The 14630-nt window shown below is 61.2% G+C and carries 13 protein-coding genes and 1 pseudogene; 10 read left to right on the top strand and 4 right to left on the bottom strand.

Going from position 1 to position 14630, the window contains the following annotated elements:
- Position 1 precedes the first annotated feature (1 nt).
- The 9 genes from AC3ITY_RS30300 (at position 2) to AC3ITY_RS30260 (ending at position 10889) form a co-directional block, all read left to right on the top strand.
- Complete coding sequence (locus AC3ITY_RS30300) at positions 2–715, top strand: TraX family protein (protein WP_489306542.1); 714 nt, start codon at positions 2–4, stop codon at positions 713–715.
- 315 nt (positions 716–1030) lie between these two features.
- Positions 1031–2284, top strand: a complete 1254-nt coding sequence (gene glyA / locus AC3ITY_RS30295; RefSeq protein ID WP_046039380.1) for a serine hydroxymethyltransferase — start codon at positions 1031–1033, stop codon at positions 2282–2284.
- Between the two features lie 23 nt (positions 2285–2307).
- Entirely contained in the window at positions 2308–3558 is a 1251-nt protein-coding gene (locus tag AC3ITY_RS30290; RefSeq protein WP_007947735.1) for a sarcosine oxidase subunit beta, read from the top strand.
- 14 nt (positions 3559–3572) lie between these two features.
- Positions 3573–3902 (top strand): sarcosine oxidase subunit delta, encoded by a 330-nt coding sequence (locus AC3ITY_RS30285; RefSeq protein WP_046039383.1) that lies wholly within the window; start codon positions 3573–3575, stop codon positions 3900–3902.
- Positions 3899–6916 carry a sarcosine oxidase subunit alpha gene (locus tag AC3ITY_RS30280; protein ID WP_489306541.1) on the top strand — a complete coding sequence of 1006 codons (3018 nt, stop codon included), beginning with the start codon at positions 3899–3901 and terminating at the stop codon, positions 6914–6916. The genes AC3ITY_RS30285 and AC3ITY_RS30280 overlap by 4 nt, the downstream gene beginning before the upstream one ends.
- 158 nt (positions 6917–7074) lie before the next feature.
- The gene (locus tag AC3ITY_RS30275) at positions 7075–7707 is read left to right on the top strand and encodes a sarcosine oxidase subunit gamma (RefSeq protein WP_126047958.1); all 633 of its coding nucleotides are present in this window, start codon (positions 7075–7077) and stop codon (positions 7705–7707) included.
- Between the two features lie 134 nt (positions 7708–7841).
- Positions 7842–8699: a formyltetrahydrofolate deformylase gene (gene purU / locus AC3ITY_RS30270; RefSeq protein WP_007981374.1), complete on the top strand. Its 858-nt coding sequence runs from the start codon at positions 7842–7844 to the stop codon at positions 8697–8699.
- A gap of 202 nt (positions 8700–8901) precedes the next feature.
- Positions 8902–10101 carry a formaldehyde dehydrogenase, glutathione-independent gene (gene fdhA, locus AC3ITY_RS30265; RefSeq protein WP_056726583.1) on the top strand — a complete coding sequence of 400 codons (1200 nt, stop codon included), beginning with the start codon at positions 8902–8904 and terminating at the stop codon, positions 10099–10101.
- 233 nt (positions 10102–10334) lie between these two features.
- Positions 10335–10889 (top strand): DUF2780 domain-containing protein, encoded by a 555-nt coding sequence (locus AC3ITY_RS30260; protein ID WP_489306540.1) that lies wholly within the window; start codon positions 10335–10337, stop codon positions 10887–10889.
- A 1-nt stretch (position 10890) separates the two neighbouring features.
- Here the strand turns inward: AC3ITY_RS30260 and yihG are convergent.
- Positions 10891–11777, bottom strand: a pseudogene (gene yihG, locus AC3ITY_RS30255) (1-acylglycerol-3-phosphate O-acyltransferase, YihG family).
- Between the two features lie 164 nt (positions 11778–11941).
- Here yihG and rloA2 point away from each other — a divergent pair.
- Entirely contained in the window at positions 11942–12448 is a 507-nt protein-coding gene (gene rloA2, locus AC3ITY_RS30250) for a retropepsin-like aspartic peptidase RloA2 (RefSeq protein ID WP_489306539.1), read from the top strand.
- Positions 12449–12460: 12 nt separating this feature from the next.
- Here rloA2 and AC3ITY_RS30245 read toward each other — a convergent pair whose 3' ends face one another.
- The 3 genes from AC3ITY_RS30245 to AC3ITY_RS30235 all read right to left on the bottom strand — a co-directional run bounded on the left by AC3ITY_RS30245 (position 12461) and on the right by AC3ITY_RS30235 (position 14565).
- The gene (locus tag AC3ITY_RS30245; RefSeq protein WP_347909488.1) at positions 12461–13090 is read right to left on the bottom strand and encodes a glutathione S-transferase family protein; all 630 of its coding nucleotides are present in this window, start codon (positions 13088–13090) and stop codon (positions 12461–12463) included.
- A gap of 159 nt (positions 13091–13249) precedes the next feature.
- Positions 13250–13438: a hypothetical protein gene (locus AC3ITY_RS30240; RefSeq protein WP_489306537.1), complete on the bottom strand. Its 189-nt coding sequence runs from the start codon at positions 13436–13438 to the stop codon at positions 13250–13252.
- Positions 13435–14565, bottom strand: a complete 1131-nt coding sequence (locus AC3ITY_RS30235) for a PepSY-associated TM helix domain-containing protein (protein WP_489306536.1) — start codon at positions 14563–14565, stop codon at positions 13435–13437. Before AC3ITY_RS30235 ends, AC3ITY_RS30240 begins: the two co-directional genes overlap by 4 nt.
- Positions 14566–14630: the final 65 nt, after the last annotated feature.

Raw genomic sequence — 14630 nt, 5'->3', positions numbered from 1 at the left:
TATGCACGTGACTTCAAGGGACGGGGCACTGGATCTGCTCAAGTGGCTGGCGCTGCTCTGCATGGTGATCGATCACCTGCGATATGTCGGTTATTCCGCCGATCTGTTGTATGTGCCGGGGCGTTTGGCGTTTCCGTGGTTCTGCCTGGCGATGGCGGCCAATCTGGCGCGCGTGCGGACGACGACCGGCGGCCAATGGCGCTATCTGGGCTGGTTGTTGCTGTTTAGCGCGGTGAGTGAAATTCCTTACCGGATGTACATTCCCAATCCCGACACCTTGAATGTGCTGCCCACCCTTGCCCTGGGCTTGCTGGTGGTTCGTGGCTGGCAGCAGCCAGTGCTTGTGTCGCGCCTGCTGGCCGTTGGCGCGGTGCTGCTGGCAGGGTTTTTCTCCCAGCGATTGATGTTCGGTTTCTTTGGCGTTCTGTTGCCGCTGGCGATGCTGCTGGTACTGCAACGGCCCTGGTACTTCGCGCTGTTGGCGGGGTTGGTGTGCCTGGCGGGCAATCAGTGGCAGGTGCTGTATTACGCGGCTCGCTTGGGTAATGTCGCGGCGATTCCGGCCATCGTCACGTGCCTGATTGCGCCATGGCTCGGGCTGTTCTTGTTGCGACATGCAAAGGGCGTAAAACCACCGCCGATGCGGCGTTGGGCGTATGCGCTGTATCCGGTGCATTTCCTGGTGTTACTAGCCCTGCGCCAACTCATTGCCTGACTCTGCTTTTGTGGCGAGGGGGCTTGCCCCCGTTGGGCTGCGTAGCGGCCCCGAATGCTGAAACAGCGTTTTTTTCAGGTACACCACGCCTGCTGGATTTGCGACTGCTTCGCAGCCGAACGGGGGCAAGCCCCCTCGCCACAGAGATATCCTCAGCCCAGCCATTTCCCGCCATGTCGTAAACGCACCTTTGCGTGGCGTCCATAGGCATTTGACGACTCCAAGCCAGTCATACCATCGCATTCAAAGGGCACTGCCGAAAAACCAGTGCCTCACCGAGACGAATGGCGCACCACCGCCGCTGGGAGAGACGCGATGTTCAGCAAGCAAGACCAGATCCAGGGTTACGACGATGCACTGCTGGCGGCGATGAATGCCGAGGAGCAACGTCAGGAAGATCACATCGAGCTGATCGCATCGGAGAACTACACCAGCAAGCGTGTGATGGAAGCGCAAGGCAGCGGCCTGACCAACAAATACGCCGAAGGCTATCCGGGCAAGCGCTACTACGGCGGTTGCGAGCACGTCGACAAGGTTGAGGCGCTGGCCATCGAGCGCGCCAAGCAACTGTTCGGCGCCGATTACGCCAACGTGCAGCCGCACTCCGGTTCCTCAGCCAATAGCGCCGTATACCTGGCCCTGCTGCAAGCCGGCGACACCATCCTCGGCATGAGCCTGGCCCACGGCGGTCACCTGACCCACGGCGCCAAAGTGTCGTCCTCGGGCAAGCTGTACAACGCCGTGCAGTACGGTATCGACACCAAAACCGGTCTGATCGATTACGACGAAGTCGAGCGCCTGGCCGTCGAGTGCAAGCCGAAGATGATCGTCGCCGGCTTCTCGGCCTACTCCAAGACCCTCGACTTCCCGCGCTTCCGCCAGATCGCCGACAAGGTCGGTGCCCTGCTGTTCGTCGACATGGCCCACGTTGCCGGTCTGGTCGCTGCCGGCCTGTACCCGAACCCGCTGCCTTACGCCGATGTGGTCACCACCACTACCCACAAGACCCTGCGCGGTCCGCGTGGCGGCCTGATCCTGGCCAAGTCCAACGAAGAAATCGAGAAGAAGCTCAACGCGGCAGTTTTCCCGGGTGCCCAGGGCGGCCCGCTGATGCACGTGATCGCCGGTAAGGCAGTGTGCTTCAAGGAAGCGCTGGAGCCTGGCTTCAAGGTTTACCAGCAACAAGTGATCGACAACGCCCAGGCCATGGCCGGCGTGTTTATCAAACGCGGCTACGATGTAGTGTCCGGCGGTACCGACAACCACCTGTTCCTGGTCAGCCTGATCCGTCAGGGTCTGACCGGCAAAGAGGCGGATGCCGCCCTCGGTCGCGCCCACATCACTGTGAACAAGAACGCTGTCCCGAACGATCCACAGTCGCCGTTCGTGACCTCCGGCCTGCGCATCGGCACCCCGGCGGTCACCACGCGCGGCTTCAAGGTGACCCAGTGCGTCACGCTGGCCGGCTGGATCTGCGACATCCTCGACAACCTCGGCGACGCCGATGTCGAGGCCAATGTCGCCGAGCAAGTGGCAGCCCTGTGCGCGGACTTCCCGGTTTATCGCTGAGTGCGGTTTTGGAGTAAATGACTATGCAACGCTACTCGGGCTTCGGCCTCTTCAAACACTCTCTCAGCCATCATGAAAACTGGCAGAAAATGTGGCGTACGCCGACCCCTAAAAAGGTCTACGACGTGGTCATCGTCGGCGGTGGCGGGCATGGTCTCGCCACGGCCTACTACTTGGCCAAGGAACACGGCATCACCAACGTGGCCGTGGTCGAGAAAGGCTGGCTGGGCGGCGGTAACACCGCGCGCAACACCACCATCGTTCGCTCCAACTACCTGTGGGACGAGTCGGCGCACCTGTACGAACACGCGATGAAACTGTGGGAAGGCCTGTCCCAGGACCTGAACTACAACGTGATGTTCTCCCAGCGTGGTGTCTACAACCTGTGCCACACCCTGCAGGACATCCGTGATTCCGAGCGTCGGGTCAGCGCCAACCGCCTCAACGGTGTGGACGGTGAACTGCTCGATGCCAAACAGGTCGCCGATGAGATTCCGTACCTCGACTGCTCCAAGAACACTCGCTACCCGGTGATGGGCGCCACCGTCCAGCGTCGTGGCGGCGTGGCCCGTCACGATGCCGTGGCCTGGGGCTTTGCCCGTGCCGCCGACGCCCTCGGCGTGGATTTGATCCAGCAGACCGAAGTGATCGGTTTCCGCAAGGAAAACGGCGTGTGCATCGGCGTTGAAACCAACAAGGGCTTCATCGGCGCCAAGCGCGTCGGCGTAGTGACCGCCGGTAACTCCGGGCACATGGCCAAACTCGCCGGTTTCCGCCTGCCGATCGAATCCCACCCGCTGCAAGCGCTGGTGTCCGAGCCGATCAAGCCGATTATCGACAGCGTGATCATGTCCAACGCCGTGCACGGCTACATCAGTCAGTCCGACAAGGGCGACCTGGTGATCGGTGCCGGTATCGACGGCTACAACGGCTACGGCCAGCGTGGTTCGTACCCGGTGATCGAGCACACCATCCAGGCCATCGTCGAGATGTTTCCGGTACTGTCTCGCGTACGCATGAACCGTCAGTGGGGCGGCATCGTCGACACCACGCCGGATGCCTGCCCGATCATTTCGAAAACCCCGGTACCGAACATGTTCTTCAACTGCGGTTGGGGCACCGGCGGCTTCAAGGCCACACCTGGCTCGGGCAACGTGTTTGCCGCGAGCCTGGCCAAGGGTGAAATGCACCCATTGGCCGCACCTTTCTCCATCGACCGTTTCCACAACGGTGCGTTGATCGATGAACACGGCGCTGCTGCGGTTGCCCACTAACAGGAGAAATCCCCATGTTGCATATCTTCTGTCCTCACTGCGGCGAACTGCGCTCCGAAGAGGAATTCCATGCATCCGGCCAGGCGCACATCCCGCGTCCACTGGATCCGAACACCTGCACCGACGAGGAGTGGGGCGACTACATGTTCTTCCGCGATAACCCGCGCGGTCTGCACCACGAGCTGTGGGATCACGTCGCCGGTTGCCGCCAGTACTTCAACGTCACCCGCGACACCGTGACCTACGAGATTCTCGAAACCTACAAGATCGGCACCAAGCCACAATTCACCGACAAGACCGATAGCCCGAAAGCGGCCAGCACGGCTCTGGGAGAGAAGGTATGAGCCAGATCAATCGCCTGTCCAACGGCGGACGGATCGACCGCAACAAAGTCTTGAGCTTCACCTTCAACGGCCAGAACTACAAAGGCTTCGAAGGCGATTCCCTGGCCGCTGCACTGCTGGCCAACGGCGTCGACATCATCGGTCGCAGCTTCAAGTATTCCCGTCCGCGCGGCATCTTCGCTGCGGGTGCTGAAGAGCCGAACGCGGTGCTGCAGATCGGCGCCACCGAAGCCACGCAGATCCCGAACGTGCGCGCCACGCAACAGGCGCTGTACCAAGGCCTGGTCGCCACCAGCACCAACGGCTGGCCGAGCGTGAACAACGACATGATGGGGATTCTCGGCAAGGTCGGCGGCAAGCTGATGCCGCCGGGCTTCTACTACAAAACCTTCATGTACCCGCAATCGTTCTGGATGACCTACGAGAAGTACATCCGCAAGGCTGCCGGCCTGGGCCGCTCGCCGACCGAGAACGATCCGGACACCTACGACTACATGAACCAGCACTGCGACGTGCTGATCGTTGGTGCCGGCCCTGCGGGTCTGGCCGCTGCACTGGCCGCTGCGCGCAGCGGTGCCCGTGTAATTCTGGCTGACGAACAGGAAGAGTTCGGCGGCAGCTTGCTCGACTCCCGCGAAAGCCTCGACGGCAAGCCTGCGATGGAGTGGGTGGCCAGCGTCATCGACGAACTGAAGAACACCCCGGACGTGCTGCTGTTGCCGCGCGCCACCGTCAACGGCTACCACGACCACAACTTCCTGACCATTCACGAGCGCCTGACCGATCACCTCGGCGACCGCGCTCCGATTGGCCAGGTGCGTCAGCGCATCCACCGGGTCCGCGCCACTCGCGTGGTGCTGGCAACCGGCGCTCACGAGCGTCCACTGGTCTACGGCAACAACGATGTGCCGGGCAACATGCTCGCCGGCGCCATCTCGACCTACGTGCGTCGTTACGGCGTGGCACCGGGCAAGAAACTGGTGCTGTCGACCAACAACGACCACGCCTACCGCGTTGCCCTGGATTGGCTCGATGCCAGCCTGCAAGTGGTGGCCATCGCCGACGCCCGCAGCAATCCACGTGGTGCGCTGGTGGAAGAAGCCCGCGCCAAAGGCATCCGCATCCTTACCGGCAGCGCCGTGATCGAGGCCCGTGGCAGCAAGCACGTGACCGCTGCCCGCGTAGCCGCCATCGATGTCAAAGCCCACACCGTGACCAGTCCTGGTGAATGGCTTGAGTGCGACGTGGTGGCAAGCTCCGGTGGTTACAGCCCGGTGGTTCACCTGGCTTCGCACTTGGGTGGCAAGCCGATCTGGCGTGAAGACATCCTCGGTTTCGTACCGGGTGAAGCCCCGCAGAAACGCGTGTGTGTCGGTGGCATCAACGGTGTCTACGGCCTTGGCGATTCCCTGGCCGACGGTTTTGAAGGCGGCGTTCGCGCTGCTGCCGAAGCCGGCTTCCAGTCGGTTGAAGGTGTGTTGCCAAAAGCCCTGAGCCGTCTCGAAGAGCCGACCCTGGCGCTGTTCCAGGTGCCCCATGAAAAGAACACCGCACGGGCGCCGAAGCAATTCGTCGACCTGCAAAACGACGTCACCGCCGCCGCCATCGAACTGGCGACCCGCGAAGGCTTCGAGTCGGTCGAGCACGTCAAGCGCTACACCGCGCTGGGCTTCGGCACCGATCAGGGCAAGCTCGGCAACGTCAACGGCTTGGCCATCGCCGCCCGTTCGCTGAACGTGACCATCCCGCAGATGGGCACCACCATGTTCCGTCCGAACTACACGCCGGTGACTTTCGGCGCCGTGGCCGGTCGTCACTGTGGGCACATCTTCGAGCCGGTGCGTTACACCGCGCTGCATCAATGGCACCTGAAAAATGGCGCCGAGTTCGAAGACGTCGGCCAGTGGAAACGTCCTTGGTATTTCCCGAAATCCGGTGAAGACCTGCATACCGCGGTGAAGCGCGAATGCAAAGCCGTGCGCGACAGCGTCGGCCTGCTGGATGCTTCGACCCTGGGCAAGATCGACATCCAGGGCCCGGATACGCGTGAGTTCCTCAACCGCGTCTACACCAACGCCTGGACCAAGCTCGACGTGGGCAAGGCGCGTTACGGCCTGATGTGCAAAGAAGACGGCATGGTCTTCGACGACGGTGTGACGGCTTGCCTGGCCGACAACCATTTCGTCATGACCACTACCACGGGCGGCGCCGCTCGCGTACTTCAGTGGCTGGAGCTGTACCACCAGACCGAATGGCCGGACATGAAGGTGTACTTCACCTCCGTCACCGACCACTGGGCGACCATGACCCTGTCCGGGCCGAACAGCCGCAAGCTGCTCGCTGAAGTCACCGACATCGACCTGAGCAACGAAGCCTTCCCGTTCATGACCTGGAAAGAAGGTCTGGTGGGTGGTGTGCCAGCGCGGGTATTCCGGATTTCGTTTACCGGTGAACTGTCGTACGAAGTCAACGTGCAAGCCGACTACGCCATGGGCGTGCTGGAAAAAATCGTCGATGCCGGCAAGAAGTACAACCTGACCCCGTACGGCACTGAAACCATGCACGTGCTGCGGGCCGAGAAGGGCTTCATCATCGTCGGTCAGGACACTGACAGCTCGATGACCCCGGACGACCTGAACATGGGCTGGTGTGTCGGTCGCACCAAACCGTTCTCGTGGATCGGCTGGCGTGGCATGAACCGTGAAGACTGCGTGCGTGATCAGCGCAAGCAACTGGTTGGCCTGAAGCCGATCGATCCGAACAAATGGCTGCCGGAAGGCGCGCAACTGGTGTTCAACACCAAGCAAGCCATCCCGATGACCATGGTTGGTCACGTGACTTCCAGTTACCTGCACAACTCCCTGGGCTATTCGTTCGCGATGGGCGTGGTCAAGGGCGGGTTGCAGCGAATGGGTGAGCGAGTGTTCGCACCGCTGGCCGACGGCAGCGTGATCGAGGCGGAAATCGTTTCTTCGGTGTTCTTTGATCCGAAAGGCGAACGCCAGAACGTGTGATGGTTCGGACCCTGTGGAGTGCAGCTGCACCGTGGTGAATTCATCGCGAGCAGGCTCACTCCTACAGGTGATCGCGTAACCCTTGTAGGAGCGAGCCTGCTCGCGATGGCGGCAGTGCAGCCACCACAGGAACCAACAGAATTCAGGAAAGGTGCTTTATGACCGCAGCCAATGTTTACCAACAACGCCCAACCTCCGGGGCCAAGGCCGAGTCGTCGCTGCATCACGCCGACCTCGCCAGCCTGGTGGGCAAGGGCCGCAAGAACGCCGGCGTGACCGTGCGTGAGAAAAAACTACTCGGCCACCTGACCATCCGTGGTGACGGCCACGATGCCGCGTTTGCCGCCGGTGTGCACAAGGCCCTCGGCATCGAATTGCCGGGTGCACTGACTGTCATCGTCAAAGGCGAAACCAGTTTGCAATGGATGGGGCCGGATGAGTGGCTGCTGATCGTGCCGACCGGTGAAGAACTGGCCGCCGAGCAAAAACTGCGCAAAGCGCTGGGCGATTTGCACATTGCAATCGTCAACGTCAGCGGCGGCCAGCAACTCCTCGAACTGAGCGGCCCGAACGTGCGCCAGGTGCTGATGAAATCCACCAGCTACGACGTGCACCCGAACAACTTCCCGGTGGGCAAAGCCGTCGGCACGGTGTTCGCCAAGTCGCAACTGATGATCCGTCACACCGCCGAAGACACTTGGGAACTGCTGATTCGTCGCAGCTTCTCGGATTACTGGTGGCTGTGGTTGCAGGATGCTTCTGCCGAGTACGGCCTGAGCGTGCAGGCCTGAAATTTAATCGCCGGCAAGCCGGCTCCTACAGGATTGATGTCGGTCTTGAGAACGGCGTGATCCCCTGTAGGAGCTGGCTTGCCAGCGATCAACCGCGCAGCGGTTGTCATTAAACGAACAGGAGTCACCGCACTATGAGCCGCGCCCCAGACACATGGATTCTGACCGCCGACTGCCCCAGCGTGCTCGGCACCGTGGACGCGGTGACCCGCTTTCTGTTCGAGCAGGGCTGCTACGTCACCGAACACCATTCCTTCGATGACCGGCTCTCGGGCCGTTTTTTCATTCGTGTGGAATTCCGCCAGCCCGATGGCTTCGACGAGCAGTCGTTCCGCGCGGGCCTGGCCGAGCGCGGTGAAGCCTTCGGCATGATCTTCGAACTGACCGCGCCGAATTATCGGCCGAAAGTGGTGATCATGGTTTCCAAGGCCGATCACTGCCTCAACGACTTGCTCTATCGCCAACGCATCGGCCAGTTGTCGATGGACGTGGCCGCGGTGGTCTCCAACCACCCGGACCTCAAGCCACTGGCGGACTGGCACCAGATTCCGTACTACCACTTTCCGCTGGACCCGAACGACAAGCCATCCCAGGAACGTCAGGTGTGGCAGGTCATCGAAGAGTCCGGCGCTGAACTGGTGATCCTTGCGCGCTACATGCAAGTGCTGTCGCCGGAGCTGTGCCGCAAGCTCGATGGCAAGGCGATCAACATTCACCACTCCCTGCTGCCCGGGTTCAAGGGCGCCAAGCCCTATCACCAGGCCTACAACAAGGGCGTGAAACTGGTGGGCGCCACGGCGCATTACATCAACAACGATCTCGATGAAGGCCCGATTATTGCCCAAGGCGTCGAGGCGGTGGACCACAGCCATTACCCGGAAGACCTGATCGCCAAGGGGCGGGATATCGAAGGGCTGACGCTGGCCCGGGCGGTTGGGTATCACATTGAAAGAAGAGTGTTTTTGAACGCCAATCGTACGGTCGTTCTCTAGATCGCCATCGCTGGCAAGCCAGCTCCTACAGGGTTTTGTGTCGTTCACAAATTTTGCGTTCGCTCCGAATCACTGTAGGAGCTGGCTTGCCAGCGAAGAGGCCATAACAGACAACACAAGACACACAGGCAATAACCCGAGCACTTAACGCGCTGCCTGCCTGGGCAACGCGGTTCCATAAAAACAACAGCGAGGTGAAAGCATGTCTGGCAATCGTGGTGTGGTGTATCTCGGCGCTGGCAAGGTCGAAGTACAGAGTATTGACTATCCGAAAATGCAGGACCCGCGTGGCAGGAAGATTAACCACGCCGTCATCCTGCGTGTGGTTTCCACCAACATCTGTGGTTCCGACCAGCACATGGTGCGCGGTCGTACCACCGCACAAACCGGCCTGGTGCTGGGCCACGAAATCACCGGCGAAGTGATCGAGAAGGGCAGCGACGTCGAGAACCTGCAAATCGGCGACCTGGTATCCGTACCGTTCAACGTCGCTTGCGGGCGCTGCCGTTCCTGCAAAGAGATGCATACCGGCGTGTGCCTGAGCGTCAACCCGGCGCGTCCGGGCGGTGCCTATGGTTATGTCGACATGGGCGACTGGACTGGCGGCCAGGCCGAATACGCCATGGTGCCGTATGCCGACTTCAACCTGCTGAAACTGCCGGATCGCGACCGGGCCATGGAAAAAATCCGTGACCTGACTTGCCTCTCCGACATCCTGCCGACTGGCTATCACGGCGCCGTGACTGCCGGCGTTGGCCCGGGTAGCACGGTGTACATCGCCGGTGCCGGTCCGGTCGGTCTGGCGGCGGCCGCATCCGCTCGCCTGCTCGGCGCGGCAGTGGTGATCGTCGGTGACGTCAACACCGTTCGCCTGGCTCACGCCAAGGCCCAAGGCTTCGAGATCGCCGACCTGTCCCTGGACACACCGCTGCATGAACAGATCGCCGCGCTGCTCGGTGAACCGGAAGTGGATTGCGCCATCGACGCCGTCGGCTTCGAAGCCCGTGGCCATGGCCATGACGGCGTGAAACACGAAGCCCCGGCCACCGTGCTCAACTCGCTGATGGGCGTGGTGCGGGTGGCAGGCAAGATCGGCATTCCCGGCCTCTACGTGACCGAAGACCCGGGTGCTGTCGACGCTGCCGCGAAAATGGGCAGCCTGAGCATCCGCTTCGGTCTGGGCTGGGCCAAATCCCACAGCTTCCACACCGGCCAGACCCCGGTGATGAAGTACAACCGCGCGCTCATGCAAGCGATCATGTGGGACCGCATCAACATCGCCGAAGTGGTGGGCGTTCAGGTGATCAGCCTGGATCAGGCTCCGCAGGGGTATGGCGAGTTTGACGCGGGCGTGCCGAAGAAGTTTGTGATCGATCCGCACAAGATGTTCAGCGCAGCGTAAGTCTGCAGGCCAAACAAAACGGCGACCTTCGGGTCGCCGTTTTGTTTGGATATCTTTTTCAACCGGCTGCCCGGTCGTGCCATTCATCGTATGGCATCCAGGGATTCACGTTTCTTATACGTGGCCTGTGTAAAAACGGATGCGCGGCAAGGAACATGATTGAGGATGCCCGGTCAAATCGGCAGTTTTACCGCCGGTTTTCGGATGGTTTCATGGCACAAGAGGATGTCTGGATGAAGATTTCATGCAGTATTGCACTGGCTTCGCTGTTGGCTCTGTCCGCCAGCCCGGCCTTTGCACAGTTCAGCCTGAACGACGCGGCCAATGCGATTTCGGGCATGAAGGGCGGTGATGCGGCCGCGACTGCCGAACCGACGCCGCAGACCGCCGACCTGCTAAGCACCCTCAGTGAATTGAACATCACCCCACAACAAGCCATCGGCGGCGCCGGGGCGATGCTGGGGCTGGCGAAGAACCAGTTGAGTTCGACCGACTACTCGGAACTGGCCAAAAGCGTACCGGGCATCGACATGCTCTCGGGTGGCGGTGAGTTGGGTGCACTGGCCGGTCTGCTCGGCTCCAGCGGCAAAGCTGCAGGGCTGGACAATGCCCTGGGTAACGTCAAGAACACCAACGACCTGAACAACGCCTTCAGTGCCCTGGGCATGGACAGCGGCATGATCGGCCTGTTTACCCCGGTGCTCCTGCAATACCTCGGCCAGCAGGGCGTCGGCGGTTCGCTGCTGAGCAGCCTGGGCGGGATCTGGGGTGCCGGCGCTGGTAGCTGATTCAGCGGCGCCCGGCGCGCAAGGCGTCGATGCGTTGATCCTTCTCGATCCAGACTGGTTGACCCAGTTCTGGGTCTTCTCGCGAAACAGCGGATCGTTTTCGTAATCGCCCTGCCACAGCGCCGGGTCGAGTTCGCGGGTCTGGATATCGATGATGACCCTCGGCACATTGCCGCTGATCAAGTCCCAGAACCCCGGAATCTTCTGCTGCGGGTAAACCACCGTCACATCGAGAATCGCGTCCAGCTGTTCACCCATCGCCGCCAGCACAAAGGCCACCCCGCCGGCCTTGGGCTTGAGCAGGCGATTGAACGGTGACTGTTGCTGGGAAGATTTAGCTGCCGTGAAGCGAGTGCCTTCGAGGTAATTGACCACCGTCACCGGTTGGCGCTTGAACAGTTCGCAGGCTTGCCTGGTGATTTCCAGATACTTGCCGGCCAGTTCCGGATGCCTGGCCAGGAACGCCTTGCTGTAGCGTTTCATGAACGGGTAATCCAGCGCCCACCACGCCAGGCCCAGGAAGGGCACCCAGATCAGTTCTTTCTTGAGGAAAAATTTGAAGAACGGCGTGCGCCGGTTTAGCGTCTGGATCAGCGCCGGGATGTCGACCCAGGATTGATGGTTGCTGATCACCAGATACGAGGTATCACGACGCAGATCGTCACAGCCGCGGATGTCCCATCGGGTGGGGATACACCCGCGGAAAATCAGCTTGTCGATTTCCGACCAGGTCTCGGCGATCCACATCACCGACCATGAGGCGTAATCGCGAAAACGGCCGGGCAGGACCAGTTTGAGCAGGGCAAACACCATCAACGGCCCGATCAGGACCAGGGTATTGAGCACAAGCAGCAGGGTCACGAAACAGCCGGTGAGCAGGCGGCGCATAAGTCACTCGTGGAAGCGTTTGGGCGCGCCATGATAAGCAGCTTCGGGCGGCAGGCCAAATCGGTGCTGACGAATGTTTCACTTTTGGGTCGGTAACCTTGTGGGAACGATCAAGCGAACGACGGTCTAAAATCCGACCGCTCACTCTCATGGAAGCCCATCACGTGAAATCCCTCCTTGCAGTGCTCTCCCTCATCGCCCTGCCGGTCATGGCCGCCGAGCCGACCCTGTACGGGCGTTATGAATACATCGCCCTGCCGGAAATCGGCGGGCAGGTCCTCAAGGCCAAAATGGATACCGGCGCCCTGACCGCGTCGCTGTCGGCCAAGGACATCGAAACTTTCAAGCGTGACGGCGAAGACTGGGTGCGTTTCCGCCTCGGCACCAAGGGCGCGAGCAACCAGGTTTACGAACACAAGGTCGCGCGCATCAGCAAGATCAAGACCCGTTCCGAAGAGGAGGAGGATGACAGCGAAGTGATTGCACCCACCAAGCGTCCGGTGGTCGATCTGGAACTGTGCCTGGGTAACGTCAAGCGCACGGTCGAGGTCAACCTGACTGACCGCAGCAGCTTCAATTATCCGTTGCTGATCGGCGCGAAGGCGTTGCGTGAGTTTGGGGCGGCGGTGAATCCGGCTCGGCGGTTTACGGCCGACAAGCCGGATTGCTGATCTTTTGAAGGCTTAAACCTTCGGCATCGTCGCGATCATCGAAGGTCGCTGACTCACCTCGAAATACCACGCCGCAAGTTGCGGATTCGCTGTGCGCCAATCCAGATCCGGATGGCGCAGGTCCAAGTAACCCAGTGCGCAAGCCACGCTGATCGCGGCCACGTCGAAGTGGCAGGTCAGCTCGGCAATCGCGTCCTTTTCCAGCAATGCCAGGGCACGACGGATCTTGTCGCGCTGGCCGTCGAGCCATTCGTCCCAGTGTTTTTCCGGGGCGCGCAGGGCGGTTTCGTAGCGCACCAACACAGCCGCGTCCATGATCCCGTCGGCCAGCGACGCGAGGGTCAGTCGGCGCCAGCGGGCCGAGCCTTCGCGGGGGATCAGCGGGTTACCGACGTGCTGGTGGTCGAGGTAGTCGAGGATGACCCGGCTGTCGTGGATGATGTTGCCGTCGGCCAGGCGCAGTGCCGGGATTTTGCTCAGCGGGTTATCTTCGATCAGGGTCAAGTCAGGGTTGACCGGGGTGAGCACGCTGGTCTGCAACGCCACGCGGTTCTGCTGGCCGGTTTCGTGCAGCAGCACCATGACTTTACGGACGAAGGGGGAAAGCGGGTTGTGGTACAGGGTCATGCTCGGGGCGGACATGGCAGCGTCTCGATCGGTGGCAGTGTCGGGCAGCATAGCGTGTTGGAGCGATAGCTCAAGATGGCAAACACCTTTGTAGGAGTGAGCCTGCTCGCGATGGCGGCCTGACATTCAACATCAATGCTGGCTGACAGACCGCTATCGCGAGCAGGCTCGCTCCTACAGGGGGCAGCGGCGTTGCAGGAGGCCGCGTAGGGCTAGCACGGCTGGGATGCCCAGCCCCAACCAGCTCAGCGAATCCCACACACCATCCCCGAGCAACGCGGCAAACAAGCCTGCCGCGCTGAGTACCGCGATGACGGTCGGAATGGCAAACACTTTCCAGAAATTCGACTGCCGGGGCTTCATGCCACGCTCTCCGCTTTTTCCAGCACCGGCCTGGCAGCCTTGCGCCGTACCACCCACAGGTAGACCCCGCTGCCGAGCACGATGATGGTCAGCACATCCAGGGTCGCCCAGAGGATCTTCATCGGCATGCCGCCGTAGTCACCGAAGTGCAGTGGCTGCGACATGCCCATGGCGTCCATGTACCACGGTCGTTCGGCCACGGCGGTGACTTGCAGGGTGCGGGCGTCGATCAACACGGGTGTCAGTAGATGTGAGGTCAGGTGCGTGCTGCCTTTCATGAACACCGCGTAATGGTGCTCGCTGGAAAACCGCGTGCCGGGGAAGGCGATGAAGTCCGGCTGCATGCCTGGCGCGACGTCCTTGGCGATGTCGAGCAAACGGTTGGCGGGCGCCAGTTGTGTCAGCGGTGGCGCATCGCGGTACGGCGCGACCATCGCGCTCAGGCTGTCGTTGCGCCAGGCGGCAATGATCAGGTCGGCGCAGGCACTGATTACGCCCGTCACGCCCACCACCAAAGCCCAGGTCAAGGTCACGACGCCGATCAGGTTATGCAGGTCGAGCCAGCGCAGGCGCGTGGATTTGTCCTGGCGCACGGTGGCGAATTTCAAGCGGCGCATGAACGGCAAGTACAACACCGTGCCGGAAACGATCGCCACCACGAACAGAATCCCCATGAACGCCAGCAGCAACTTGCCCGGTAGCCCGGCAAACATGTCCACGTGCAGGCGCAGCATGGCCATCATGAAACCGCCGTTGGCCGATGGCGTCTCCAGCGCTTCGCCGGTACGGGCGTCGAGCATGAAGGTGTGGGACGAATTCGGCTCGGTGCCTGCGGTCGCGGCCATGATGGTCAGCACCGCGTTGGGCTCATCCTCCTCGAAGCCGAAATACTGCATGACTTCACCGGGGCGATGCTTCTCGGCGGCTTCCACCAACTGCTGCAAATTCAGGTGCGGGGTGTCCACCGGCATTTCCTTCACTTCAGGCGCATCGCCCAGCAAGTGGTCGATCTCGTGGTGAAAGATCAACGGCAGGCCGGTCAGTGCCAGCAGCAACAGGAACACCGTACAAATCAGGCTGGTCCAGGTATGAATAGCGGACCAGTGGCGAATTGTTTTACTTTTCATTTCATAGCCTTCAGAAAAACCAAAGCCGTCTACAAAGGACGGCCTGGTCATTGGGCGTGTCAGCT

This window comes from Pseudomonas sp. GL_091, from assembly GCF_057837725.1.
Note: the sequence above shows the minus strand (reverse complement) of the source record. Positions and strands in the feature narration are given on the sequence as shown.

Coding starts and splice junctions, on each gene's coding strand:
- AC3ITY_RS30260 (WP_489306540.1), top strand. CDS start 10,335: ATGAAGATTTCATGCAGTATTGCACTGGCTTCGCTGTTGGCTCTGTCC.
- glyA (WP_046039380.1), top strand. CDS start 1,031: ATGTTCAGCAAGCAAGACCAGATCCAGGGTTACGACGATGCACTGCTG.
- AC3ITY_RS30240 (WP_489306537.1), bottom strand. CDS start 13,438: ATGAAGCCCCGGCAGTCGAATTTCTGGAAAGTGTTTGCCATTCCGACC.
- AC3ITY_RS30285 (WP_046039383.1), top strand. CDS start 3,573: ATGTTGCATATCTTCTGTCCTCACTGCGGCGAACTGCGCTCCGAAGAG.
- AC3ITY_RS30300 (WP_489306542.1), top strand. CDS start 2: ATGCACGTGACTTCAAGGGACGGGGCACTGGATCTGCTCAAGTGGCTG.
- AC3ITY_RS30290 (WP_007947735.1), top strand. CDS start 2,308: ATGCAACGCTACTCGGGCTTCGGCCTCTTCAAACACTCTCTCAGCCAT.
- AC3ITY_RS30275 (WP_126047958.1), top strand. CDS start 7,075: ATGACCGCAGCCAATGTTTACCAACAACGCCCAACCTCCGGGGCCAAG.
- fdhA (WP_056726583.1), top strand. CDS start 8,902: ATGTCTGGCAATCGTGGTGTGGTGTATCTCGGCGCTGGCAAGGTCGAA.
- AC3ITY_RS30280 (WP_489306541.1), top strand. CDS start 3,899: ATGAGCCAGATCAATCGCCTGTCCAACGGCGGACGGATCGACCGCAAC.
- AC3ITY_RS30245 (WP_347909488.1), bottom strand. CDS start 13,090: ATGTCCGCCCCGAGCATGACCCTGTACCACAACCCGCTTTCCCCCTTC.
- AC3ITY_RS30235 (WP_489306536.1), bottom strand. CDS start 14,565: ATGAAAAGTAAAACAATTCGCCACTGGTCCGCTATTCATACCTGGACC.
- purU (WP_007981374.1), top strand. CDS start 7,842: ATGAGCCGCGCCCCAGACACATGGATTCTGACCGCCGACTGCCCCAGC.